The following is a 23,231-nucleotide window of genomic DNA, read 5'->3' as shown; positions in this document are numbered from 1 at the left end:
AAAAATTAAAGTTGCAATTGTTCAAAAATACAATTTATATTTTTTAAACAAAAGACTTGCCAAGAAAGTTTCGGAGATGAGGTGCCAAAAATACGAAAATGCGGAATATAGCCGGTCAAATAATATAAAATCACTATTTTTGTATTCTTACATTTGGATATCCGGCAATGAAGGTTCTTTTCATCAGCACATACGACATACAGGGAGGGGCGGCCATCGCCGCAACCCGGTTATTGCAGGCGATGCACCTTGCCGGATGCGAGGTATCAATGGTGGTACGTAGTAAACAGGGAGTCAACACATCAGTATTCACAGCAGGAAGTGAAAAGATGAGCAGGATGCAGTTTTATTGGGAACGTGGCGTCATTTACCTGCATAACCGTCTTTCAAAAGAGCACCTGTTCGATATATCGATCGCCAATACGGGTGTAGCGGTGACAAAACTTCCTGCTTTCAAGGAAGCAGAAGTGATCCACCTTCACTGGATAAACCAAAGTATGCTCTCCGTCAAAGAGATAGGTGATATACTTTCCTCCGGAAAAAAAGTGGTGTGGACCATGCACGACATGTGGCCTTTTACCGGCATCTGCCACTACGCCGGTACCTGCAACGCTTTCACCTTCGGTTGTAGCCACTGCCCTTATCTGAAAAAGCCTGCCCGGAAAGACCTTTCATACTCCGTCTATCACCAAAAGCAATTGACTTATCGTAAAGGAAATATCATATTTACCGGTTGTAGCCGCTGGTTAATGGAATTAGCGAAGCAAAGTCCTCTCACGCAAGGGCACAAGGTTATTTCCATCCCTAACCCCATCGATACCGGAATTTATCTGCCGAAAGATAAAAATGCTATCCGTCAAAAAATGGGACTTCCAAAAGAAAGAAAGATCGTACTCTTCGCAGCAATGAAAGCTTCCGACAAACGAAAAGGCATAGACTACCTGATAGAAGCTTCCCGGCTGATCGCTCAAAAACGGAATGACCTGCTCTTTCTGATCGCCGGCGCAAACGGTGAAGAAATTGTGGGACAATTCAGCCTCCCGACCCAAAGTATAGGCTATGTGGCTCCCCACGACATGCCGGATCTCTATAATGCTGCCGACCTGTTTGTCACACCATCGTTACAGGACAACCTTCCCAACACCATCATGGAAGCAATGGCGTGCGGTACTCCTTGCGTTGGGTTTCATACAGGGGGGATCCCTGAAATGATCGACCACCGGCAGAACGGGTATGTGGCAAATTATCAGGACGCAAAGGACCTGGCAAACGGACTGCTTTGGACATTATTCGAAGCAGATACCGGAACACTTTCCTCTAACGCCCGCGAAAAAGTGATGGAGCATTACGCACAGGAGAAAGTCACACAACAATATAAAGAAATTTATAAATCAAGATAATGTGGTGATTTATTGATGCGGCGACTAAAAAATTGAAAAATGGACGAAAACAATAATATAACCGATAAGGAATTCTGGGACAACTATTGGCGCAATTACCAATACGGCAAGATACCCAAAAAAGTAATGTTCGAGCAATTTATGCCGAAACTCACCAGAGGAATAAGCTTTATTGAGATCGGTGGTTTTCCCGGAGTATATGCCGCTTATTTCTACCAACGGGGTATCCGTGACGTAACCATACTCGATTTCCATATCAACAAAGAGATTGTTCGCAATTTCGAAAAAATAAATAACCTGCCGGAGGGAACCATACAATGTATCGACAACGATTTCTTCGCCTTCTCTTCCGAAAAAAAATATGACGTGGTCTTTTCATCGGGTTTTATCGAGCATTTCGAAGATACCCGGGATGTAATCGCCCGTCATGTGGAATTGCTCTCGGAAAAAGGACAATTATTGATTATTATCCCCAACTTCCTGGGTCTGAACGGAGAGATACAACGAAAATATGACAAGGAGAATCTGGATGCCCATAACTTGCAATCCATGAATATATCCTTCCTGAAAGAGATTATGGACTCTTTCAACCTGTATGATGTTTCTGTGGATTATCTCGGAAAGCCGATGGTCTGGCTCGAACCGAAACCGGAAAATCAAAAGAGGAGAAGGTGGGTGAAGATGTTGAGCTATGCCACCAAATTATTTCCCGTGAAGGGGAAATTTTTATCATCTTATATCGCCATATACGCCCGAAAATGATGAAACTATCCGTTATCACCGTCACATTTAACGCTGAAAAAACGCTGGAAAGAACATTGAAAAGCGTGAAGGAACAAACATACCCTGCATTGGAACACCTGATTGTGGATGGTGCATCGGTGGATGGAACGGTGGGGCTGATCCGGCACAGTGAAAAGGAGACCGGGAAACTGGAAGACTCGGGGACTGGAGGACTCGGGGGGGACTCAGGGAAAGTATTAAGGTGGATCAGCGAACCCGACCGTGGCCTGTATGACGCCATGAATAAGGCTATCCTGATGGCAACGGGCGATTACCTCTGTTTCCTGAACGCAGGTGACACCTTTTTTACACCTGACACGGTGGAGAGGATGATGCAAACGTTCAACCCGGCGAATCTGCCCGATATCCTCTACGGCGAAACCGCCATCGTGGATGATAGAGGTACTTTCCTACACATGCGCCGGCTGAAAGCCCCCGAAAAACTATCGTGGAAAAGTTTCAAGCAGGGAATGGTGGTCTGCCATCAGGCTTTTATCGTAAAAAGAGAACTGGCGGAGCCTTATGACCTCTCCTACCGCTTCTCATCCGATTTCGACTGGTGCATCCGTATGATGAAGAAAGCCGCATCCATCCATAATACCCGGCTTATATTGATCAACTACCTCAATGAAGGAATGACTACAGCCAACCGCAACTCTTCGCTAAAAGAGCGCTACCGCATCATGACAAAGTATTACGGTCATATCTCCACCGTTTTTCACCATATTTGGTTTGTAATCCGTAAAATAGTGAAATAAAACCATTTTTAGTTTATGCAACGGCGAAAATTAAAGATAGAAGAACTGAACCGGATTTCGGTCGAGGAGTTCCGGGAAGCGAAGAAAATACCGCTGGTAGTGGTGCTCGACAATGTGCGGAGCCGCCATAATATAGGATCGGTATTCCGTACGGGAGATGCTTTTCGTGTAGAGGAAGTGCTGCTCTGCGGCATTACCGGCACCCCCCCCGACGTGGAGATCCACAAAACAGCACTTGGTGCAGAAGATTCGGTAAAATGGCGCTATTTCACAGAAACCCTTTCAGCCGTAAAAACGCTGAAATCGGAAGGATATACTGTCTTTTCGATCGAGCAGGCAGAAAATAGTGTTTCATTGGAAGAGTTGAAATTGGATAAAGGGGAAAAATATGCGGTGATTCTCGGCCACGAAGTGCATGGCGTAGCCCAGGAGGTAATTGACGCGTCGGACGGGTGCATTGAGATCCCACAATACGGTACCAAACACTCCCTCAACGTGTCGGTGACGGCGGGTATCGTGATCTGGGATTTTCTTCAACAACTTGGGAATTAGAATGTGGCCTTATTAAAAAATTAGTGGATTTATTAACTAACTCATCGGGGAAACCTTTTCAGTTGCAGGTCCTCCCCGTCGAATTCCGCATAGGAAAAAAGAGTGATCCAATCGCCCAATATAATCAAGTGGCTCTGTGACGCAATGGGCAAGTCGAGTAAAATATGGCGGTGTCCAAAGATAAAGTAATTGATATCGGGCATCTCCCTCCACTTCTCTTTGGCGAACCGGACAAGATGCTCTCGTTCCTCTCCCATATAAGGCACCACACCCCGGCTTTCCCGGCTGCTGTTCGACCATGCATGTGCCAATGGTATCGTCCACCGCGGATGAATGGCCGAAAAACATTTCCGGAGGAATTTGCTGTGAAACACTTTTCGGAGAAAATGAAAAGAGCGGGAATCATCCCCCAATCCATCCCCATGGGCAAGGATAAACTTCTTTCCTTTCAATTCGGTGAGATAGGGCTCAAAATGAAGGATTAACCCACACTCCTTAGCAAGATAGTCGGTCAGCCAAAGGTCATGGTTCCCCGCAAAAAAATGGATTTCTATCCCTGAATCGGTCATCTCTCCCAGCTTGCCCAACAGACGCGTAAACCCTTTGGGCACCACATACCGGTATTCATACCAATAATCGAAGATATCCCCCATCAAAAAAATCACCGCAGCGTCATCCCTGACACTGTCCAGCCACCGGCATAATTTACGCTCCGTCTCAATAGAATCGTCATGCGACTTGGAGCCTAAATGGACATCGGCAAGAAAATAAATTTTATTTCTCACAATCAATATATTCAACAATCGTTCTATTCCCCAAACATCACATCATGCCCAGTTCCAACAAAGCTTCTTCGCTCATCATCGACCGGTCCCAGGGAGGATCGAACGTGAGATTGAGATCCACCTGGTTGACCTCGGGTATGGATTCTATCTTCATCTGCACATCCATCAATATAAAGTCGGCTGCGGGACAACTGGGTGAAGTGAATGTCATCTCGATAGTCACATTGTTTTCATCATCAATATCCACATCGTAGATCATTCCCAGATCATAAATATTCACAGGAATCTCGGGATCATACACCGTACGCAACATGATCACTATCTTATCTTGTAAAGCTTGTAATTCTTCGCTCATAATTCCATTTTTTCATTAAACCGATTATCCGGCATATTGTTTAATTATATCAGATGATTCCTTCATCTGCAAAACTGAAATAATTATCTCCACAGACGATAATATGATCAAGCAGAGAGATATCCATCCATTGTGCAGCTTCTTTCAGTTTCCTGGTAAGGAGGATATCCTGCGAACTAGGCTTGCATTGCCCTGAAGGATGATTATGCCCCAGCAGAATCCCGGAGGCATATTGGCTAAGTGCCTCCCTTAAAATCAACCGTATATCGACTACCGTTCCCGAAATACCGCCACGGCTCACCTGAATGGAGCTGCGGACCTTATTCGAACGGTCGGTCAGTAATGCCCATGTCTCCTCATGATTAAGATCGGAGAGTAGTGGATAGAAGAGTTCATACGCCACCCTCGACGAGGTAATTTTTCTCTTCCGTGGTGTTTCAACGGACTTTCTCCGCCGTCCCACCTCCAATGCAGCTATCAACGAAACCGCTTTTGCCTGTCCAATGCCACGAAAATTATTTACCAAATCGGAAACACTCATCCGGGCCAGTTTGTTCAAATCGTTATCAGCCTTCGACAAAATATGCTGGCTTAATTCTACCGCACTTTGCTTATCATTGCCTGAACCGATAAGGATGGCGAGGAGTTCCGAGTCGGAGAGTACTGAAACACCTTTCAGCAGTAATTTTTCACGGGGACGGTCCTCTTCCGCCCATTGTTTGATGCTTAACTTACTCATAACGGTGCGTTTCAAGGGTAAAATTAAGGCAAATATAGTGAATTTTTTTTATCTCACAAACACCCAGATATCCTCTTTCGAAAGGGGGGGATAAAAGAAATAACCCTCGTAATCAAACCCTTTCACCTCTTCCGGATCAACTAACTTGTTTTTAATGATAAAACGAGACATCAATCCACGCGCTTTCTTGGAATGCACCACAATTTGCCTCAACTCGTCGTTCTCCTGCTGCAGGAACTGGATATCAATAATTTTCGTACCCTTCGGCAACTTCTCCTTCCGCACTACTTTTGCATACTCTTTGGATGCTACATTGATAATGGTCTTGTCCCCTTTCCGGAGTTTTTTCGAGAGATGCGCATTGACCGTATCTTCCCAGAAATCGTAGAGGGTTTCATATCCCTGTGGGACAATTTTTCGCTGCATCTCCAGCCGGTAAGGTTTAATTGCATCTAATGGACGAACAATACCGTATAACCCGGAGATGATATTGAGATGTTGTTGCGCGAAATCGAAATCTTCCGTAGAGAAATCATGGGCATTCAGCCCCTTGTAGGCAATCCCGTTATAGGTAATCGCAGCCGATTGTCCGGGAGGAAACCCCAGATCAAATGTCTGGAAATATTCATATACCTCATGCGCCATTCTGGCTGTGATCTTCATCTCTGTGGCAATTTCCCTTTCCGAGAGTTGCCGGCAAACGGCTATCAGTTCTCCGGTCTTTTCCGGAAACAACGGTTTGGACGACTTTACATTTTTCTTCTTATCGGAAAAGTCCATCAACTTGGCAGGTGATAGAATTATTTGCATATTACCAAATTTTTCAAAATCTCCTTATATTCTTCCTGAACCACAGCTTAAAGATAATCAAAAAACAATTACATACAATTCTATTAAATATACAAACTTAATCCAGAAAAGTATTTCGAGATTTTTCACCCTTTCACAGCCTTATTTAAAAACGCATTGAGGGGATATTGTATCTTGCAGAGATGCATGATACGGTCGATCACCCCGTCCTGAAGGAAAAACTCATTTTCAAGCGGATAACGGGTGATAAAGTGTTTGTTTTTCAACAGTTCGATTTCCTTGAAATCTTTGGGATAACCGACAGGCGGTTTTTTAAGCCTATCCTCATCGGATAGCACAGGGAAAGTCTTTTTGAATTTCCGGTTATTCAGAATATGCCTGATTTCATCGGGGTGGTGATAAATTTCATTCCTGACAGACTCCAACGTGGCCGGATCCGGACTGTACATACCACCGGCAAAAAACGATTCGTCCGGTTGTATATGAATATAATAACCGGCAAAGCGGGTTTTCCTGCCACCATTGGCTATAAAGGCACTGAGATGGGTCTTATAAGGTGTTTTATCGTGTGAAAAACGAGTATCACGGTAAATACGAAAAACAGACTCATTGGCCGTACTCGTCCCGATAGTGGAATCCAATTGGGCAAGTGGCACAATGAGTCTGTTAATAAAAGTTTCAAAGTCGGCTTTGACTTCATCATATTCGAATTTATGTTCGTGGAACCAGTTGCGGTCGTTATTCATCTGCAACCGTACAAGAAAATCGAATGTAGAGTAGAAGTCCATATAATTGCCTGAATGCTATCCACAATTATCCTCTGACACGCTCTACATATGAGCCATCACGTGTATCTACCCTGATCTTTTCACCTGTATTGATGAACAGGGGGACACGCACTTCAGCACCTGTCTCCACTGTCGCGGGTTTGAGCGTGTTGGTGGCAGTATCACCCTTGATGCCCGGTTCGGTATAAGTCACCTCGAGCACCACATGCGTCGGCATTTCGGCAGTGAGAATCGTGCCGCTTTCGGCATGGATCTGCACTTCCACTATATCTCCTTCTTTCAAGAATTTTACTCCTTCAATTTGTTCTTCGGGAATAGGAATCTGTTCGAACGTTTCGGTATTCATGAAGTTATACCCCATATCATCTTTATAAAGATACTGGAAAGGGCGACGTTCAATACGTACCTCATCTACCTTTACACCAGAATTGAATGTTTTCTCGAGGATACGACCTGTAGCCACATTTCTTAGTTTCGTACGGACAAAAGCAGCACCTTTGCCTGGTTTCACATGGAGAAACTCTACGATAAAATAATACTGGCCTTCCAGATCAATGCACATTCCGTTCCTGAAATCAGCAGTTGTTGCCATAAGCTATTTATTATTATGATTTTATATTGATTTAGGGCGCAAAAATAGTCATTTCGGCCGACATACACAAACGATTACACCCATTGCTTGGCAGTTTATAACACATTCATTGCATCCAGTACCATCTTCACGATAAATAATACAAAGATTACCCACATGGTGATGGATATATGCCTGAACTTTCCACTCAATGCTTTCAGTAATACAAAAGAAAGCATACCAAAAACAATTCCCTGGGCAATACTGAAAGCAAAAGGCATCATCACAATAGTGAGGAACGCAGGCAACGCCTCAGTCATATCATCAAAATTGATTTTCACGACAGAGGTAATCATAAATAATCCCACCAAAATCAAAGCGGGAGCAGTAGCCGAAGCCGGTACCATCAGGAAAAGCGGGGCAAAGAACAATGCCAATGCAAACATCGCCGCAGTAGAAACGGCGGTCAGTCCTGTACGTCCCCCTACAGCTACTCCAGAAGCACTCTCCACATAAGAAGTTACGGTACTGGTTCCCAACAGTGCGCCGAAAGTAGTACCAAGTGCATCAGCAAAAAGGGCACGTTTGATTTGCGGAAAATCACCGTGTTCATCGGTAATACCTATTTTCGAAGTTACCCCAAGCAATGTGCCAATGGTATCGAACAAATTCACGAAGAGGAAAGTGAATACCACAATCAGCATGTCGAGGCTAAAGATATTCGACCACTCAAATTTCACAAAAATGGGTGAGATATCAGGAGGAAGAGATACCAAACTTCCTTCCGGCAGCCGGACTTCTCCAAGGGTAATGGCAAAAATGGTAGCGGCTGCAATCCCTATCAGGAAAGCACCATGTATTTTCTTATAATAAAGTACTGCTGTGAGGATAAGTCCCAGCAGAGCTACCCATACATGATGATTTGACATGGCACCGAGGGTAACCATCGTATTTTCATCTTTCACTATCAGGCCTGCATTTTGTAATCCCAGCAGAGTAATAAACAAGCCGATCCCTACAGGAATAGCATTTTTAATGGTAGACGGGATGCTCTTCACGATCAACTCGCGGACATTAAAAAAGGTAAGGATAATAAATATGATACCTTCAATAAAAACGGCTGTTAAAGCCATTTGCCAAGAATATCCCAGGCCTATTACCACTGAAAACGCAAAAAAGGAGTTGAGCCCCATCCCGGGTGCCTGAGCCACCGGCAGGTTGGGAATAAATGCCATAAAAAGTGTGCCCAAAACCGCGGCAAGCGCGGTTGCGGTAAAAAGGGCCTCCTTGTCCATTCCTGTTGCACCCAGAATATTGGGGTTTACCACTAAGATATAAGACATAGTGAGAAAAGTAATCAGCCCTGCTACAAGTTCCGTTCGTACGGTTGTCTTATTTTGCTTTAATTTGAATATTTTTTCCAGCATGATTGTTTGGGAGTTATATTAAAAATTCCATTTGGTGGCTACCGTGGGGATAGCATAAAATTTTTCGGTACCGGCCACAAAATTATAACTTACCTCCACCTCGCTACCGACTGCAAGTTGGGAAGTAATGTTATACCATATTTGCGGTTCGCTCAATAAAACCATCTTTTTACCCTTTTCATCTCCTGTTCCCAGACGATTTTTGTTTTCACTCCAGATATCCAGGAAACCGGCCAATGAAAGTTTTCCGCTTGCAAGGGTAGAGTTCCACGTAACGGTCCATTGCGCATCATGGCTTGTCTTCTCAAAAGCATTCAGTTTATAAGCTACATAAGTGCTCAGGAAGAAGTTTCCCAACTGAAAGGGATAACCCACCCCTCCAAGATAAGAACTGGGAATGGAGAAACCACCATCTGTCGCCCTCACTAATCCTAAACCACCATTATATTCAATATGGGGCAGCAAGGGAAAATCACCAATTTTAAACTCACGGGCAATTTCAGTATAAGCCAATCCCGGATTCCTTTTATCAAAACTGAAATCAATATCCACGAACATGAAAGTATTCCCCCACTGGTCAGGTTTAAACATCTCAAAAGTGGCAGTCAAATAATTGATTGGTGTAAATACCTTATCTCCATACAGTGAATGACGTGGATCGAAGTGTAGCTGTAGATTCTGCGCCTGAATAGTCGCTGTCGCACACATGATCGCAACGAATAGAACAATGTTTCGTACCATAAAGACTTTTTGTTTTAATAATTAAGATAATCCAAAAGAAGTCGCAAAAATATTAAAAATATGCAACGCAACACCATAAATGCACTTCTTTTTTATTCTCATTATTATCGTGAGTCACATTGGCACATTAGTTTTAATTTGTATTTTTGTCTCTCCATAAAAAATTATCATTTGTTATGAGCAACGAAAAGGAAAAAAAACTGGTCATATATAACACCCTCAGTAGAACAAAAGAACCTTTTGAGCCATTGCATCCTCCTTTTGTAGGGATGTATGTGTGCGGCCCCACTGTATATAACGATGTACATCTGGGAAATTGCCGCACCTTTATCTCCTTCGATATGATATACCGGTATTTGCTATACCTCGGTTACAAGGTACGCTATGTACGCAACATTACCGATGCCGGTCATTTGGAAGGTGACCGGGATGAGGGCGACGATAAATTTGCCAAAAGAGCCAGACTGGAGCAGATGGAGCCGATGGAGGTTGTACAGAAATACACCATTGGGTTCCATAACGTAATGGCGCTCTTCAATACCCTCCCTCCCAACATTGAACCCACCGCTACAGGGCATATCATCGAACAGATAGAAATGATTAAAAAGATCCTGGCAGAGGGATTCGCTTATGAAGTGGATGGTTCTGTCTATTTTGATGTGGAGAAATATAGCAAGGAGCATGACTATGGCCAACTCACGAACCGGAAGCTGGAAGACCTGCTGGAAGGGACACGTGAACTGGGCGGGCAAGACGAAAAACATGGCCGGCTCGATTTTGCCCTCTGGATCAAGGCAAAACCGGAAACCCTGATGCAATGGCCATCACCATGGGGATGGGGTTTCCCCGGCTGGCATATAGAATGCTCCGCTATGAGCACCCAATATCTAGGGACCACTTTCGACATACACGGCGGAGGCATGGACCTGCAGGCAACCCATCACACCAACGAGATTGCCCAATCAAATGCCTGCAACCACACCGCACCGGCAAAGTACTGGATGCATACCAATATGTTGACGGTAAATGGGGCACGGATGTCTAAAACAGCCGGAAACGGCTTTTTACCTAAAGAATTATTCACCGGTGACCATCCGTTACTCGAAAAGGGATATTCTCCGATGACGGTACGCTTTTTTATGGCTCAATCGCACTATAGGAGTACGCTTGATTTCTCTAATGAAGCACTGCAGGCCGCCGAAAAAGGATATAAAAAATTGATGGAAAGCTTATCGGTATTGGAAAAATTATCTCCGTCGGCATCCTCTTCAATACCGTCATCCTCCGTAGATATAACCGCACTGGAAGAAAAATGCTACGAAGCGATGAATGATGACTTTAACAGTCCTATGCTCATAGCTCATCTATTCGAAGGGGTACGTATAATCAACTCCGTCAATGATGGGAAAGAAAGCCTTACCACCGGTGACCTCGAAGCGTTGAAAAAACTGATGCATGACTTTATCTTCGAGGTATTGGGGTTGTGCGACGAAACGAAGAGCATGGGAGGAAGCGATGTGATCGAAGGATTGATGAATTTGATTATCGATATCCGGAAAATAGCCCGGGAAAACAAGGACTGGAATACCTCCGACAAGATCCGCGATGAACTGAAAGCGGTGGGCGTGGAGATAAAGGACACCAGGGATGGTGTGGAATGGAGGATTTAATCTGTCTGAAAAACGAGAAACGCCATGCTGCCCATTTTTATGCATGGGTTGGCTGCGTAAGATCACAGGATAGTTCCATATCACTGAAAGAGAAAGTCTTTCACCGGAAAGAGAAAAAAGTTTAAATCAATTAAAACAACCTAAAAGCGGAAAGAAACCGCTCAACCTTTAATTTAAAGTATTATTTTTGTATCACTATTGCAATTGACATACGATCGCATTAAAAATAATGATGATCACATGAATATATGTCTGACTGACAGTGAAAATATAGCTTTGACATGCCGTTACAATATAGAATAACTTCTCCCGAGACGCTTCGCAGTACTGTACAGCTTCCTGCGTCCAAGAGTATGAGCAACAGGGCTCTTATCCTGAACGCACTGAGTTTGAGCCCATATCCCATCAAGAACTTATCAGAATGTGAAGATACACAAGTGCTTATCGATACTTTCAACTCAAAATCTAACCAGTTCGACATCAAGGCTGCGGGTACCGCCATGCGGTTCCTTACCGCCTTCCTGGCAGGAATGGAAGGTGAATGGATCATCAAAGGGTCCAAACGGATGCATGAAAGGCCTATTTACCCGCTGGTGGAAACACTTGTAGCATTGGGAGCCGAAATCGATTACCTGGAAAGGGAAGGATATCCCCCCCTGAAAATAAAGGGACACAGGTTGAAAGGTGGTGAAGTGTACCTCTCCGGTAATATCAGTTCGCAGTTTATTTCGGCCCTGTTGATGATAGCCCCCGGAATGGAAAACGGGCTGGTGATGCATATCGAGAACGAAATTGTATCAAAGCCTTATATTCAATTGACACTTAGCATGATGGAGAAATGCGGAGTACAGGCTAAATGGGATGGCAATGACATCATCGTAAAACCGCAACTTTACAATGCAATAGAATTTGTAGTGGAACCTGACTGGACTGCCGCTTCCTACTGGTACGAGATGGTCTCCCTTATCCCCGGAGCAGAAGTCACTCTCGCAGGGTTAGGAAAAAACAGCCTCCAGGGAGATGCCAACGTCACCAACCTTTTTAGCGATTTGGGAGTCGCCACTGAATTCCTACCGGACAGCATTGTCATAAGGAATACAAAAAAAAGGACAAAAAAATTTTTCCATGATTTTGTCAATGAACCCGACTTGGCGCAAACTTTTGCCGCTACTTGTTGTTTTATGGGTGTACCGTTTCTTTTCTCCGGAATACAAAGCCTGAAGATAAAAGAAACCGACAGGGTAGCCGCACTCATTAACGAATTAAAGAAATTAGGCTATATCCTTAAAGAAAATGAGATAGGGATGTTGGAATGGGACGGGGAACGATGTTTGCCGGAAAAAGAACCTGCCATCGACACCTATGACGATCACCGCATGGCAATGTCACTGGCGCCGGGGACTATCGCATGCGGCCCGTTCACTATCAACGATCCCAAGGTGGTATCCAAATCCTACCCTGATTTCTGGAACGACCTGGAACGGGCGGGATTTACAATTGAGGAAAGGTAATATATTATGCAAAGCTTACTCCTTTTTACAGGCATTATACTCTTTTTCGTCGTAGCGCTCACTATTTCTAACCGCCTACAACGGAAAAAAGGAAATACAACTGAACGTGAAGCGACTCCCCCGTCAATAGACCTGGGAGGCAGCGGTTGTTGCGGCGCTCATGAAATATGCGAGCGGGATAGCCTGATCGCTGCTTTTGTGGAGAAACCGGAGTATTTCGACGATGAGGAACTCGACAGATACGCACACCGGGACTCGGCCAACTATGCTGCCGGCGAAGTCGATGAGTTCCGTGATATCTTTTATTCTGTACTCGACGAAGAAAAGCCGCGCTGGGTGAGGAGCCTTCAAATGAGGGATATCTCCCTTCCCGACCAGTTGAAAGACGAAGTACTGATGTTCGTGAATGAATTGAGAGCACAAAAAATGCACGCCTGCTGAACGGATGAATATCGTCGAACTCCTTGATTATGCCTTTTTCCGGAATGCCCTGTGGGGCAGTCTCTTTGCAAGCATTGCCTGCGGCATAATCGGCACATATGTTGTTACACGACGACTGGTATTCATTAGTGGGGGAATCACCCATGCTTCGTTAGGGGGCTTGGGCATAGGATTCTATTTCAGCCTTTCCCCCATTCTGTCGGCAATGGTCTTCTCCGTTTTCTCTGCCTTCGGCATCCAATGGTTATCACGAAAACAAGGTGTGCGGGAAGATTCTGCCATCGCTGTCTTCTGGTCGTTGGGTATGGCTATCGGGATAGTGCTCACTTTCCTGACATCCGGCTATGCGCCAAACCTCTCTGAATATCTTTTCGGAAATATACTCACCATCACCTCCCGTGATATTGCCGCTTTAGTGGTTTTATCCGTGGTCCTGACATTTTTCTTTATCCTGTTCTACCATTCTATCGTTTCCGTATCATTCGACACCGAGTTCGCCCGTACGCGCCGACTTCCGACACAATTCATCGAATATACCATGATGCTCTTCATTGCAGTCACTATTGTTCTGAGTATCCGTCTGGTGGGAATTGTCCTATTGATGTCGCTGATTACAGTGCCGCAAATGACTGCCAACCTTTTTACTGTAAACTACTCGAAAATGATTATCCTCTCCGGACTATTAAGCTTCGCAGGATGTGTGGCAGGGTTATTGCTCTCTTATTACCTGAATGTTCCCTCCGGTGCATTTATCATCTTTGTACTTATCATAATGTTCTTTATCGCAAAAGCAATAAAATCACTTTTCCGGCGTTAACAGAAAAGAGAAAATTAATCCGGAAAAGGAGATTGTTGGTGTTGCTGAAAGAAAAAACAGGAAGAAAAACAGAGTATATACTTTGGTTATTATGCTGTATTACTCTTTTTACAGGCTGTTCCGCCAAAAGAAATACCGGTGGCACGCGCGCTTATCATGAACTCACTACCCGCTACAATATTTATTTTAATGCTGAAGAGGCTTACAATGAGATACTGAAAGACAGATCGGACGATTTACATCCGGATTATGCCGAACTACTGCCTTTTTATCCTACCCTCTCTGAAACGGAAAAGTTAATACCCGGCGGCCCTTTTGACCCGGTAATTGAAAAAACCGAAAAGGCCATTCGGGAACACTCCATCACGGCAAAACCCCGTAGAGATCCGTCCAAAGCCCAATCACAGGAATACCGTCAGTGGCTCCGGCAAGAGGAATTCAACCCGTTCCTGAAAAATGTATGGTTATTACGTGGAAAAGCTTATTTACAAAATAACGATTATAACGAAGCACTCTCCGTTTTCTCCGGAATGTTGCGCCTCTATAGGAATGACAACCTCCTGACCGACGAAATTGAAATCTGGATGCTCCGCACATATACCGAAATGGAAAGATGGTTCGAGGCGGAGAAAACAATCTATGCACTCAGGAACAAGAAACTGCCCCCCGACCTGCAGAAACTTTACGATGAACATTATACTTTTTTCCTGATCAGGAAAAAGAATTACAGGGAAGCAATCCCCCATCTGCGTAAAACGATCACTACTGAAACCGATCATCTCCGGAAAAAGAGATTACAATTCCTTCTCGGACAACTCTGTGTCATAACCGGGGAAGAGAAAAAAATGGCTTACCGGTCATTTGAAGAGGTGAAAGGACTGAGCACTCCTTTCGAACTTGTACTGAATGCCACTCTCTGGCAGTCGGCTCTCACATCGGGGGAGCAACAACGCAAAATCATGCAGCGGCTACATAAAATGGAACAGAAAATGAATGATGCTGACTCTGCAACACTCCTCAACCGTCGTTACCGGATATACCTGCAAGCAGGAAATGACTCATTGGCACAAACTTTCAAACCTTCTCTACCGGATTCCGGCATGGAAGCGGGGACAGCATCGATAATTACCGCTGCCGACTCAACCGGCGAGGAAATCCTCAACAAGATTGGCACGCCGGAACGGTTCTCGGAAGGAAGAACGCTGGCAGAGAATGCAGCCTTACATAGGCAATGGCGGCTCCGTAACGGATTGTGGCAAACACAAACCACCGCTCCGCCAATCCCGTTCAGTACGGATAAAAACGGGCTGCATCACCTCTTACTTACTTTTTCCACAGGTTCAACCGATAAAAACCAGCTTGTCTTTACTACTGCCGACTTCAATTTCTCCCATTTCAAGCTACGTCGGTTCAACGTCTCCCCTATTCCCCTCCCGGGATCGGAAGCCATTCAAATCGAACCCTTCCATTCCTTCGAAGAAGCAAGCAGCTATACGGAGATAATATATTCCGATTCCCTTTTCCTCTCCACCGTTTCCGAAGGAATTACCCCTGTCATTATCTCTGAAGAGAACTTGCAATTGATTCGCGAAGGAAGAGGCTTGGATGAATACAATATTTTCTATGCCAAAAACATCGGTTCTGCACCAATCGGGTTTCAACTGACCAAAAGAGATCAATTGATGGTAGAATTTGAAGAAAAAAACAAGCAGGAACCGGAAAAGATTGTATCTTTGGAAACGCCATCGGAAATTATGCCGGAACCGGTTCAACAAACGGAAAGGGAAGTCCTTGCCATACCGGAACCTGTATTGCAACCCCAAAGTGCAATCCCCGCAGCATCCGGGCAGTTTCAAAATCCCCAACGGGAAACATCCGAAGCATTGAAACAGCGACTCGAAGAGAATGCCGCCAAAGCGTTACGGCAACAAACAGAAACAGCCTCCCAAAAAGAGAGGAGACAGTCGGTGAAAGAGCGGGAAGGGGAGCGTAAAGAAAGGATCAGGCAAAGAGAAAAGGAAATAAAGGAGAGACAACGCCAACGCGAAAGAGAATTAAAACAACGCGAAAAGGAAAGAGCACTTAAAATAAAAGGGAAAAAATGAAAGAATTGGTTTTTGCCACTAACAATCCACATAAGCTTGACGAAATCCGTGAGATTACAAATGGAAAGTTACGGATCCTGGGTCTCAATGATATCAATTGCCACGAAGAGATCGAAGAAACAGGCAGTACATTAGAGGAGAATGCGCTGATTAAAGCACGATTCGTCAAAGAGAAATATGGATATAACTGCTTTGCAGACGATACCGGCCTGGAGGTGGACGCATTGGAAGGAGCACCCGGCGTTTATTCGGCCCGGTATGCGGGAGAAGGTTGCAGCTTTGCAGACAATATGAACAAATTACTCGCTGCCCTACAAGGGATTGAACACCGCACAGCCCAATTCAGGACTGTAATCGCACTGGTTCTTAACGGCAAGGAATATCTTTTCGACGGGGTGATCAAAGGAACGATTATAGAAGATAAACGGGGCAATACCGGGTTCGGGTACGACCCCATTTTCATGCCCGATGGGTATGATGAAACCTTCGCTGAACTGGGTAACGAAGTAAAAAATAATATCAGTCACCGGGCATTGGCCATGAAGAAACTCGTCGATTTCCTGCTGAAATATTAAAAGATAATCAGTAAATTACCAAATCAGTAAATCATAAAAATCATGTCAACCAACATTCGTACAGGCATTATCGGTTACGGACTTTCCGGCCGGGTGTTTCATGCTCCTTTCATCGATGTGATAGAGGGATTTGAACTCACCAAGATCAGCACCTCCAATCCCGGAAGAGGTGCAATGATTGAAGAACGGTATCCCATTACCGCAATAGTCCCGGATGGCAAAGGGATCATTGATGATCCGGAAATCGATCTGGTCATTGTCACTTCACCCAATACCGACCATTTCCGTTGGGCACGAGAGGCTCTGTTGGCCGGCAAGCATGTGGTGGTAGAAAAACCATTCACAGTGGATGTAGAAGAAGCCACCGAACTGATCGAGATATCCAGGCGGCAGCAAAAAATCCTTACCGTCTATCACAACCGTCGTTTCACCAGTGACACTAAAACAGTGAAAAAACTGCTTGACAGCGGGCTCCTTGGCGAGATCGTGGATTATGAAACACACTTCGACCGCTACCGTAGTGATCCCCGTCCCGGCCGAGCATGGCGGGAACAGCCCCTACCCGGGTCGGGAATCTTTTATGATCTGGGGGCACATCTGATCGACCAGGCGCTCTGGTTTTTCGGCATGCCGGAAGCAGTCACGGCCGAAATCAATTCACAGCGCCCCTGGGCAAAAACAGACGACCATTTCGATGTGCGACTCCACTATCCTACCTTCACCGCTACCCTGAAATCGGGAATGATTTGTCGTATCCCCGGAGCCACCTATCTGCTCCATGGCACCAACGGCTCTTTTGTGAAATATGGTCTCGACGTCCAGGAAGCCACGCTCGATGGCGGTGCCAAACCCGAGGGGAAAGACTGGGGACGTGAGCCCGAAACTATCTGGGGTACTATCAACGCCGAATACAAGGGTGTGAAAATACAGGGAAAACTGGAAAGCGAGCATGGCGATTACCGCGACTATTTCATCAACCTGCGTGATGCCATCAACGGCAAGGCAACTATTGCCGTCAAACCGGAAGAAGCCCTCAATGTAATGCGGATCATTGAACTGGCATTCCAAAGCAGCAAGGAAAAAAGAACAATTCCAATCGAATAACCATTTGAACAAAAAAGTTGATTATGGGATACGATGCTGTAAAATTGGAACGTTTTCGTCAAGCCAAATGGGCAGATCCAAGCTTGCTTGTGATATGCCATGGCGAAAAAACGCCTAATGAAATTGAACTTATTGAATGGCTTATCCGGCTTGAAGATGAAGAGATAATCAATTATCTGAAAGTTGTAAAAGAAAACAAGACACATCATAATGACTGGTGGAATGATCTGTCTGATGAGCAAAAAGCAGGAGTAGAAAGGGGATTAAAAGATATCGATGAAGGTAGAACTACTAATTGCCGATGCGAGTTTTAGAAAAGAAGTTCTCCGAATATTTCCATACTTATTACCGTCCGCTTTGCCTGCATGCCCTCCATTTCATGTGTAATGCTGAAGAAGCTGAGGATGTGGTACAAGAAACATTCGTAAGTCTCTGGGATAAAAGGGAGCAGATAGAAATGATCAAATCTGTGAAGTCTTATCTATATACGGCTGTCAGGAACAACTGCCTGACACATATCCGCGATGCCAAACCCTCCACTCAACTGGATACGCTTTCTCCCGATATGCCTCTTTTTAGTGAGGAAGAACAGGAAAACCGTGCAAAGATGGAAGCCCGCATCTGGAAAATGATCGATGAACTGCCGGAACGCCGCCGTGAGATTTTTCTGATGGCAAAACGCGATGGTATGAGTTACAAGGAGATCGCAACACAAACCGGATTATCCATAAAAACCGTTGAAAATCACGTATTCCGTGCAATGCAAACGCTTCGGAACAAAGATATCCGGGCTTGGCTTTTCTTTTTTGCATAATATTTCTCACTTTCAAGTGAGGGATTTTTCACTTTCTTGTATCATATAGGTAGATAATCCGGTATATATTATCGTTATGGAACAGTCAGAGGTCGATATAATAGAAGAATCAGTACGTTTTGTTGCCCGGCACTATCAGCCCGGCAGGTTCGACAGCCGTAAAGCCTGGCCTCAAATACGTGAGCGTGTAGGAATCGCGACGGAACGGCGGTCATTGACTCTGTTGTGGCGTGTTGCGGTAGTAGCAATCGTTGTGATCACCGCAGGAATTTTGTATCTCACGGCCGAAAGGGGTGATACGCTCATTGCCGGATACGATCACACTGAATCACACTTCCCGACCAAACCAGGATCGTGATGCAAAAAGGGGCGGAATTGAAATACGAAAAGGATTTCGATAAAATCGAACGGCGAGTTTCGATGCAGGGAGAAATAGCGTTCGCCGTCACCCGCGATGAAGCAAAACCTTTTATCGTCTCTACTCCCGCCGCCCAAATAGAAGTGCTTGGCACGGAGTTTACCGTTACTGCCGATAATGTCGAGACACAGCTCAGCGTGAAATCCGGAATAGTACGATTTACGCCGGACGATCTGCAAGTTCCATTACTGTGCACTGCCGGCATGACCGTTCATTACAATGCAGAGAACAAAACGATAAAAGTAGCTTCACCCGATAGTAAGATGAAAATCAACACCAAAACACAATCACTCTCTTTCGACAATACAAGACTGAGAGAAATAGTGATGGTGTTGTCACACTTCTATAAGGTTCAAATTGAATTACCCGACAATGAGTCGGAACTCACATTCAGTTCCTCTTTCACCCAAAAAAGTATCATAGAAATTATCAATATCATCAATATCACGCTCGACAGCCATATTGCTGTTATGTCACAATAATAAAACAAAAACGCAACACTTTTTTATTCATTACATCTATGAAACAAATCTATTTAATTGCAATGGCTGCCGCTATCATTAGCGTGTTAGCTGCTACATCTGCCACCGCGCAGCAGGCAACCTCCTATGAAGTGGAATATGCATCTCCACAGAATTACAAGGATTTCCGGTTTTCCGTGGGTGGTGGTTATGCTTTCCGCTTGGGAAAAATCCAAAAAACGGGTGATTCCAAACTCGATGATATGAGCAAAAAGTTGAGACATGGATTCACTATCGACGCTGACGCGCAATATTTCTTCAAAGAGGGATGGGGATTAGGGTTCAATGCAAACTTCTGTTCATCACCCACTTCCGGCAAGAACATCGACATTCCTGATTTTGGGACTGTGAATAAATACAAGGAATCTCAAAACATATTGTTTGTAGGTCCCTCATTTGTAGGCCGCATTGAATCCTCCAAATTCCTGCTGCTCTCCTCCTTTGCCGTCGGCCCCCTCTTCTATAAAGACAAGATGGATTTAGATGGAAGAAAAGGCAGTATGCACGCTACCACTTTCGGATTTAATGCCGGGCTGGCCGGTGAATACAAGCTAAATGATAAAACGGGAGTCGGTGTAAAACTCTCTTATACCCTGGGAACAATCAACTCTCTTAAATCAGGAGGACAAACCGCAAAACTGGATGAGACAATGAACATCTCCAACCTGATGGCTACTGCTTTTATCAGTTTCCGCACATGGTAATGGCAATATAATCAAGTCAATATAATAATCTGTCTTAATAACAAACAAAGTATCACGTATGAAAACAAATGAACTTATTTTTTTAGCAATCCTCCTCTCCGGTATGATTCTTTTGGCGGGTTGTGGCAGTACCAAAGGGTATCAAGGGACAAAAATGGAATCTTCAGACCTTGCCCGTATCCTGCAAGGAGACCATAAGCTGAGGATCAAAGGGAAGAAAACTTCCGAGTCAGCCTTTCTCATAAAAGTGGATACAGTTTCAGTGGGTAGTTATATGAAAGGCTTCCCGAAATATACCGATGTATTACCCGGTGAACGGACAGTGGAGATCCGCCACTTCCAGCAATGGAAAGACAAGACAGCCATGTCGGGAGCGATGTTCGGCATAATCGGGGCATCCATTGCAGAATCCAATAATCCTCATACGCACTACAAGCTTACATTCACTGTGGAAGAAGGGAAACAGTACACCATCATGCCCATAACGGAAGAGTCCACCGAGCAACCTCGGTTTTATGTAATTGATGCCACCGCCAATGACACCATCCAACCACGTGTCATCCAAATTGAAAAGAAGAAAAAATAAAGCTGGCTGGAATCCTACAAAAGACTATCCACCATCAATTTAGAAAATCATGTTCAATAAAATTCGTTTTTTAAGCATCTGTCTTCTTACAACATTATTCTTTTCAGGTTGTGGACAGGATTCCCTTCCTGAAGAGGGACAAGAAGAAACGGGAGAATGGCCGACAGGCCAAAATGTGTTCGTCGCAGGATTTGAGAATATCCAGGATGAAAAACCGGTAGCCAGACTCTGGAAAAATGGGAAGATGGAAAAACTTACAAATGGCAACAATAGCTCACGGGCATATACTGTTTACGTTTCCGGTGACGATGTATATGCAGCGGGAGTCGAGGATAATAAGGCCAGATTATGGAAAAATGGCATCGTACAAAATATCGCCGATGATAAAGACGCGATCGTGTTCTTTTCTGTTTTTGTGTCAAATGGAGATGTATATACATCAGGCTATGTGACGGTAGAAGGAAAGACAGAGGGAAATCTTCTTATCCCCGGATACCTGAAAGCCACCCTCTGGAGAAATGGAAAAAAACTAAACCTTACTACCGAAGGCAAGAATAATTCACAGGCAATGTCTATATTTGTCAAATAATTTTTTCATCACTCTTTAAGTTATGCGTAACCATAATTAACAAGGATATTAGACGAGCATGTATAATTTAAAGCCAAATATCTAATGAAGTATAACTTATTCATCCTACCAATGGCATTGATTAGTATGAGTGCTATATTTCTACTATCAGGCTGTTGTTCTATGCCATTAGTCGATTGTGGTCCCCGGATCATGAAAGTCCAAATTAGTCCGGAATATACAACTTTTACTATTGGAGACGTAAACTATACTCTTACTTTCCAAGCATCTAATTATTATGATAGAAGGAGTAAGAATTTTATCCAGGGACATATAACTGTTCTTCTTCATGATACCGTTGAATTTATTTTCGACGAAAGCGATATCTATTACTTTCAAGGTGGAGAAAAAATATATCCAGCCCAAAAGAATTACTATAGCTTTGGAAATTTTTATTCCGTTTCTTTTTCTGATTGTTTACAACCTCCCGGTCAGATTTACTTTAATGGCATCAAAGTCGATCAGTCCGAAAGGAAACTTAATTTCGTAATTAATCTCGTGGATGATGTTCCAACAGGGAAGTTCTCGAAAAATAAAAAGAATAGATAATGAAAAAGAGCGCATTATTATTGACAGTTTTTGTACTATTTCACAAAGTGAATGCGGACATTGCCCCCAGCCCGATTGAAGTCAAAGGAATTTACACAAGTGACAGTTGTGAAATCCAGATGACGACAGAATATGTATATGCTGACCTGTATAACGACTCCTCCATAGTATCATGCACCTTCGAATTACTGAACCTTGGAGATAGTACTACTATCCAGATCGGTTTTCCGGTAATGAATTTTCAATATTGGTACCCAGGTGATTATTCTGATGATGATAAGTCCCATTTCAGCATTTTTGTGGACAATGAGATGCTAACAGAAGATGATATTGGTGTTCCCCCGGAATTAGACAGTATCTACAATGCCTATATGCATGTACACTATATTGAGAAAGAATACCAGCGGAAGAGAGATAGTATATATTCAGCAAACAATGTAACTGAAGAGGATAATATTTTTTATGAATATTCCACAAATCCGTCAGATCAAGTGGCCAGAGAAGCTTTGGAGGAATTATTCAAATGGAGGGAAACACAACCGCATCTCGGGTCAGCACTTTGGCAGGCATTTAGAAAACAAATGCAAAAAGGCAATTTTCCGTGGTATGTATGGAAGGTTCATTTTGACAAGAATGAAAGGAAACAAATAAAAGTAGTCTATTCTCTTCCATCCGGACAAGGATATGGTGCTGACTATAGATATTTCAAGTATATTCTGGAAACCGGATCAGGATGGTATGGCTTGATAGAAAAAGCCACTATTGAATTGCAATTACATGATATCAAGCTTGAAAATCTCGAAGAAATATCCCCGATTGGATATCAAATTAATAGAACTGATAAGACCATTAAGTGGAGTTTTATAAATATCGAACCTTCGAAAGAGGACGATATTTATGTAAGCTACTATAACACTAAAGAGAGGAAAGAGTGGGAGAAATATAAAAGAAAAAGGAAAAAAGCAATTTTTTTGAGAAAAATAAATCCTGTAAATTGGGTTAGATAAATAGCAGCTATAAATATTCGAAAGCATATTCAGGGAGTGAAGATATTCAGAACCTGTTTTGAATTTACTTCC

The 23,231-nt window shown here is 43.9% G+C and carries 27 protein-coding genes; 19 read left to right on the top strand and 8 right to left on the bottom strand.

Features of this window, described 5'->3' with window-relative positions; translation table 11 throughout:
• The first annotated feature begins 167 nt into the window (after positions 1-167).
• From B4G81_RS09925 to B4G81_RS09910, 4 genes are read left to right on the top strand one after another with little or no spacing between them, the layout of a single operon-like run.
• The gene (locus B4G81_RS09925) at positions 168-1,400 is read left to right on the top strand and encodes a glycosyltransferase family 4 protein (RefSeq protein ID WP_294082045.1); all 1,233 of its coding nucleotides are present in this window, start codon (positions 168-170) and stop codon (positions 1,398-1,400) included.
• A 39-nt stretch (positions 1,401-1,439) separates the two neighbouring features.
• On the top strand, positions 1,440-2,162 hold the full coding sequence (locus B4G81_RS09920; RefSeq protein ID WP_294082043.1) for a class I SAM-dependent methyltransferase: 723 nt from the start codon (positions 1,440-1,442) through the stop codon (positions 2,160-2,162).
• Complete coding sequence (locus B4G81_RS09915) at positions 2,159-2,941, top strand: glycosyltransferase family 2 protein (RefSeq protein WP_294082041.1); 783 nt, start codon at positions 2,159-2,161, stop codon at positions 2,939-2,941. The genes B4G81_RS09920 and B4G81_RS09915 overlap by 4 nt, the downstream gene beginning before the upstream one ends.
• A 15-nt stretch (positions 2,942-2,956) precedes the next feature.
• Complete coding sequence (locus B4G81_RS09910; RefSeq protein WP_294082039.1) at positions 2,957-3,493, top strand: RNA methyltransferase; 537 nt, start codon at positions 2,957-2,959, stop codon at positions 3,491-3,493.
• Between the two features lie 41 nt (positions 3,494-3,534).
• Here the strand turns inward: B4G81_RS09910 and B4G81_RS09905 are convergent, their stop codons facing one another.
• From B4G81_RS09905 to B4G81_RS09870, 8 genes are all read right to left on the bottom strand, one after another.
• Complete coding sequence (locus B4G81_RS09905; protein ID WP_294082366.1) at positions 3,535-4,284, bottom strand: UDP-2,3-diacylglucosamine diphosphatase; 750 nt, start codon at positions 4,282-4,284, stop codon at positions 3,535-3,537.
• Positions 4,285-4,315: 31 nt separating this feature from the next.
• Positions 4,316-4,633: a metal-sulfur cluster assembly factor gene (locus B4G81_RS09900; protein ID WP_294082037.1), complete on the bottom strand. Its 318-nt coding sequence runs from the start codon at positions 4,631-4,633 to the stop codon at positions 4,316-4,318.
• 49 nt (positions 4,634-4,682) lie between these two features.
• Positions 4,683-5,372: a RadC family protein gene (gene radC, locus B4G81_RS09895; RefSeq protein ID WP_294082035.1), complete on the bottom strand. Its 690-nt coding sequence runs from the start codon at positions 5,370-5,372 to the stop codon at positions 4,683-4,685.
• A 48-nt stretch (positions 5,373-5,420) separates the two neighbouring features.
• The gene (locus tag B4G81_RS09890; protein WP_294082032.1) at positions 5,421-6,182 is read right to left on the bottom strand and encodes a YaaA family protein; all 762 of its coding nucleotides are present in this window, start codon (positions 6,180-6,182) and stop codon (positions 5,421-5,423) included.
• A 125-nt stretch (positions 6,183-6,307) separates the two neighbouring features.
• Positions 6,308-6,970, bottom strand: coding sequence for a DUF2461 domain-containing protein (locus B4G81_RS09885; RefSeq protein WP_294082030.1), 663 nt, complete (start codon positions 6,968-6,970; stop codon positions 6,308-6,310).
• A gap of 25 nt (positions 6,971-6,995) precedes the next feature.
• Positions 6,996-7,562: an elongation factor P gene (gene efp / locus B4G81_RS09880; protein WP_294082028.1), complete on the bottom strand. Its 567-nt coding sequence runs from the start codon at positions 7,560-7,562 to the stop codon at positions 6,996-6,998.
• A gap of 95 nt (positions 7,563-7,657) precedes the next feature.
• On the bottom strand, positions 7,658-8,968 hold the full coding sequence (locus B4G81_RS09875) for an NCS2 family permease (RefSeq protein ID WP_294082026.1): 1,311 nt from the start codon (positions 8,966-8,968) through the stop codon (positions 7,658-7,660).
• 18 nt (positions 8,969-8,986) lie between these two features.
• On the bottom strand, positions 8,987-9,709 hold the full coding sequence (locus B4G81_RS09870; RefSeq protein ID WP_294082024.1) for a DUF5020 family protein: 723 nt from the start codon (positions 9,707-9,709) through the stop codon (positions 8,987-8,989).
• A gap of 176 nt (positions 9,710-9,885) precedes the next feature.
• Between B4G81_RS09870 and cysS the strand changes: the two genes are divergently transcribed.
• The 15 genes from cysS (at position 9,886) to B4G81_RS09795 (ending at position 23,159) form a co-directional block, all read left to right on the top strand.
• Positions 9,886-11,379 (top strand): cysteine--tRNA ligase, encoded by a 1,494-nt coding sequence (gene cysS, locus B4G81_RS09865; RefSeq protein WP_294082022.1) that lies wholly within the window; start codon positions 9,886-9,888, stop codon positions 11,377-11,379.
• A gap of 281 nt (positions 11,380-11,660) precedes the next feature.
• A complete protein-coding gene (aroA, locus tag B4G81_RS09860) occupies positions 11,661-12,890 on the top strand; it encodes a 3-phosphoshikimate 1-carboxyvinyltransferase (protein WP_294082020.1) in 1,230 nt (409 codons plus the stop codon).
• Between the two features lie 6 nt (positions 12,891-12,896).
• A complete protein-coding gene (locus tag B4G81_RS09855) occupies positions 12,897-13,331 on the top strand; it encodes a phospholipase (RefSeq protein WP_294082018.1) in 435 nt (144 codons plus the stop codon).
• Positions 13,332-13,335: 4 nt separating this feature from the next.
• On the top strand, positions 13,336-14,148 hold the full coding sequence (locus B4G81_RS09850) for a metal ABC transporter permease (RefSeq protein ID WP_294082016.1): 813 nt from the start codon (positions 13,336-13,338) through the stop codon (positions 14,146-14,148).
• 38 nt (positions 14,149-14,186) lie between these two features.
• Positions 14,187-16,253, top strand: a complete 2,067-nt coding sequence (locus tag B4G81_RS09845) for a hypothetical protein (RefSeq protein ID WP_294082013.1) — start codon at positions 14,187-14,189, stop codon at positions 16,251-16,253.
• Entirely contained in the window at positions 16,250-16,828 is a 579-nt protein-coding gene (locus B4G81_RS09840) for a non-canonical purine NTP diphosphatase (protein WP_294082012.1), read from the top strand. The genes B4G81_RS09845 and B4G81_RS09840 overlap by 4 nt, the downstream gene beginning before the upstream one ends.
• Positions 16,829-16,870: 42 nt before the next feature.
• On the top strand, positions 16,871-17,932 hold the full coding sequence (locus tag B4G81_RS09835) for an oxidoreductase (RefSeq protein WP_294082011.1): 1,062 nt from the start codon (positions 16,871-16,873) through the stop codon (positions 17,930-17,932).
• Positions 17,933-17,955: 23 nt separating this feature from the next.
• Positions 17,956-18,246, top strand: coding sequence for a hypothetical protein (locus B4G81_RS09830; RefSeq protein ID WP_294082010.1), 291 nt, complete (start codon positions 17,956-17,958; stop codon positions 18,244-18,246).
• Complete coding sequence (locus B4G81_RS09825; RefSeq protein ID WP_294082009.1) at positions 18,234-18,746, top strand: RNA polymerase sigma-70 factor; 513 nt, start codon at positions 18,234-18,236, stop codon at positions 18,744-18,746. The genes B4G81_RS09830 and B4G81_RS09825 overlap by 13 nt, the downstream gene beginning before the upstream one ends.
• A 76-nt stretch (positions 18,747-18,822) precedes the next feature.
• Positions 18,823-19,104, top strand: a complete 282-nt coding sequence (locus B4G81_RS09820; RefSeq protein ID WP_294082008.1) for a hypothetical protein — start codon at positions 18,823-18,825, stop codon at positions 19,102-19,104.
• Entirely contained in the window at positions 19,104-19,646 is a 543-nt protein-coding gene (locus tag B4G81_RS09815; RefSeq protein ID WP_294082006.1) for a FecR family protein, read from the top strand. Before B4G81_RS09820 ends, B4G81_RS09815 begins: the two co-directional genes overlap by 1 nt.
• A gap of 38 nt (positions 19,647-19,684) precedes the next feature.
• Positions 19,685-20,389, top strand: a complete 705-nt coding sequence (locus tag B4G81_RS09810) for an outer membrane beta-barrel protein (RefSeq protein ID WP_294082004.1) — start codon at positions 19,685-19,687, stop codon at positions 20,387-20,389.
• Positions 20,390-20,447: 58 nt separating this feature from the next.
• Entirely contained in the window at positions 20,448-20,975 is a 528-nt protein-coding gene (locus tag B4G81_RS09805; RefSeq protein WP_294082003.1) for a hypothetical protein, read from the top strand.
• 49 nt (positions 20,976-21,024) lie between these two features.
• The gene (locus tag B4G81_RS09800) at positions 21,025-21,564 is read left to right on the top strand and encodes a hypothetical protein (RefSeq protein ID WP_294082001.1); all 540 of its coding nucleotides are present in this window, start codon (positions 21,025-21,027) and stop codon (positions 21,562-21,564) included.
• Positions 21,565-22,199: 635 nt separating this feature from the next.
• Positions 22,200-23,159, top strand: coding sequence for a hypothetical protein (locus B4G81_RS09795; RefSeq protein ID WP_294081999.1), 960 nt, complete (start codon positions 22,200-22,202; stop codon positions 23,157-23,159).
• The last annotated feature ends 72 nt before the right edge of the window (positions 23,160-23,231 follow it).

Source organism: Proteiniphilum sp. UBA5384 (genome assembly GCF_002410825.1).
Classification (GTDB): Bacteria; Bacteroidota; Bacteroidia; order Bacteroidales; family Dysgonomonadaceae; genus Proteiniphilum.
This window is presented reverse-complemented; position numbering and strand designations above follow the sequence as displayed.

What these genes read in the sequence shown, in the direction of transcription:
- radC (WP_294082035.1), bottom strand. Translation starts at nt 5,372, where the DNA reads ATGAGTAAGTTAAGCATCAAACAATGGGCGGAAGAGGACCGTCCCCGT.
- B4G81_RS09855 (WP_294082018.1), top strand. Translation starts at nt 12,897, where the DNA reads ATGCAAAGCTTACTCCTTTTTACAGGCATTATACTCTTTTTCGTCGTA.
- cysS (WP_294082022.1), top strand. Translation starts at nt 9,886, where the DNA reads ATGAGCAACGAAAAGGAAAAAAAACTGGTCATATATAACACCCTCAGT.
- B4G81_RS09835 (WP_294082011.1), top strand. Translation starts at nt 16,871, where the DNA reads ATGTCAACCAACATTCGTACAGGCATTATCGGTTACGGACTTTCCGGC.
- B4G81_RS09810 (WP_294082004.1), top strand. Translation starts at nt 19,685, where the DNA reads ATGAAACAAATCTATTTAATTGCAATGGCTGCCGCTATCATTAGCGTG.
- B4G81_RS09820 (WP_294082008.1), top strand. Translation starts at nt 18,823, where the DNA reads ATGGAACAGTCAGAGGTCGATATAATAGAAGAATCAGTACGTTTTGTT.
- aroA (WP_294082020.1), top strand. Translation starts at nt 11,661, where the DNA reads ATGCCGTTACAATATAGAATAACTTCTCCCGAGACGCTTCGCAGTACT.
- B4G81_RS09850 (WP_294082016.1), top strand. Translation starts at nt 13,336, where the DNA reads ATGAATATCGTCGAACTCCTTGATTATGCCTTTTTCCGGAATGCCCTG.
- B4G81_RS09890 (WP_294082032.1), bottom strand. Translation starts at nt 6,182, where the DNA reads ATGCAAATAATTCTATCACCTGCCAAGTTGATGGACTTTTCCGATAAG.
- B4G81_RS09920 (WP_294082043.1), top strand. Translation starts at nt 1,440, where the DNA reads ATGGACGAAAACAATAATATAACCGATAAGGAATTCTGGGACAACTAT.
- efp (WP_294082028.1), bottom strand. Translation starts at nt 7,562, where the DNA reads ATGGCAACAACTGCTGATTTCAGGAACGGAATGTGCATTGATCTGGAA.
- B4G81_RS09925 (WP_294082045.1), top strand. Translation starts at nt 168, where the DNA reads ATGAAGGTTCTTTTCATCAGCACATACGACATACAGGGAGGGGCGGCC.
- B4G81_RS09900 (WP_294082037.1), bottom strand. Translation starts at nt 4,633, where the DNA reads ATGAGCGAAGAATTACAAGCTTTACAAGATAAGATAGTGATCATGTTG.
- B4G81_RS09800 (WP_294082001.1), top strand. Translation starts at nt 21,025, where the DNA reads ATGTTCAATAAAATTCGTTTTTTAAGCATCTGTCTTCTTACAACATTA.
- B4G81_RS09915 (WP_294082041.1), top strand. Translation starts at nt 2,159, where the DNA reads ATGATGAAACTATCCGTTATCACCGTCACATTTAACGCTGAAAAAACG.
- B4G81_RS09840 (WP_294082012.1), top strand. Translation starts at nt 16,250, where the DNA reads ATGAAAGAATTGGTTTTTGCCACTAACAATCCACATAAGCTTGACGAA.
- B4G81_RS09825 (WP_294082009.1), top strand. Translation starts at nt 18,234, where the DNA reads ATGCGAGTTTTAGAAAAGAAGTTCTCCGAATATTTCCATACTTATTAC.
- B4G81_RS09885 (WP_294082030.1), bottom strand. Translation starts at nt 6,970, where the DNA reads ATGGACTTCTACTCTACATTCGATTTTCTTGTACGGTTGCAGATGAAT.
- B4G81_RS09870 (WP_294082024.1), bottom strand. Translation starts at nt 9,709, where the DNA reads ATGGTACGAAACATTGTTCTATTCGTTGCGATCATGTGTGCGACAGCG.
- B4G81_RS09805 (WP_294082003.1), top strand. Translation starts at nt 20,448, where the DNA reads ATGAAAACAAATGAACTTATTTTTTTAGCAATCCTCCTCTCCGGTATG.
- B4G81_RS09910 (WP_294082039.1), top strand. Translation starts at nt 2,957, where the DNA reads ATGCAACGGCGAAAATTAAAGATAGAAGAACTGAACCGGATTTCGGTC.
- B4G81_RS09830 (WP_294082010.1), top strand. Translation starts at nt 17,956, where the DNA reads ATGGGATACGATGCTGTAAAATTGGAACGTTTTCGTCAAGCCAAATGG.
- B4G81_RS09815 (WP_294082006.1), top strand. Translation starts at nt 19,104, where the DNA reads ATGCAAAAAGGGGCGGAATTGAAATACGAAAAGGATTTCGATAAAATC.
- B4G81_RS09875 (WP_294082026.1), bottom strand. Translation starts at nt 8,968, where the DNA reads ATGCTGGAAAAAATATTCAAATTAAAGCAAAATAAGACAACCGTACGA.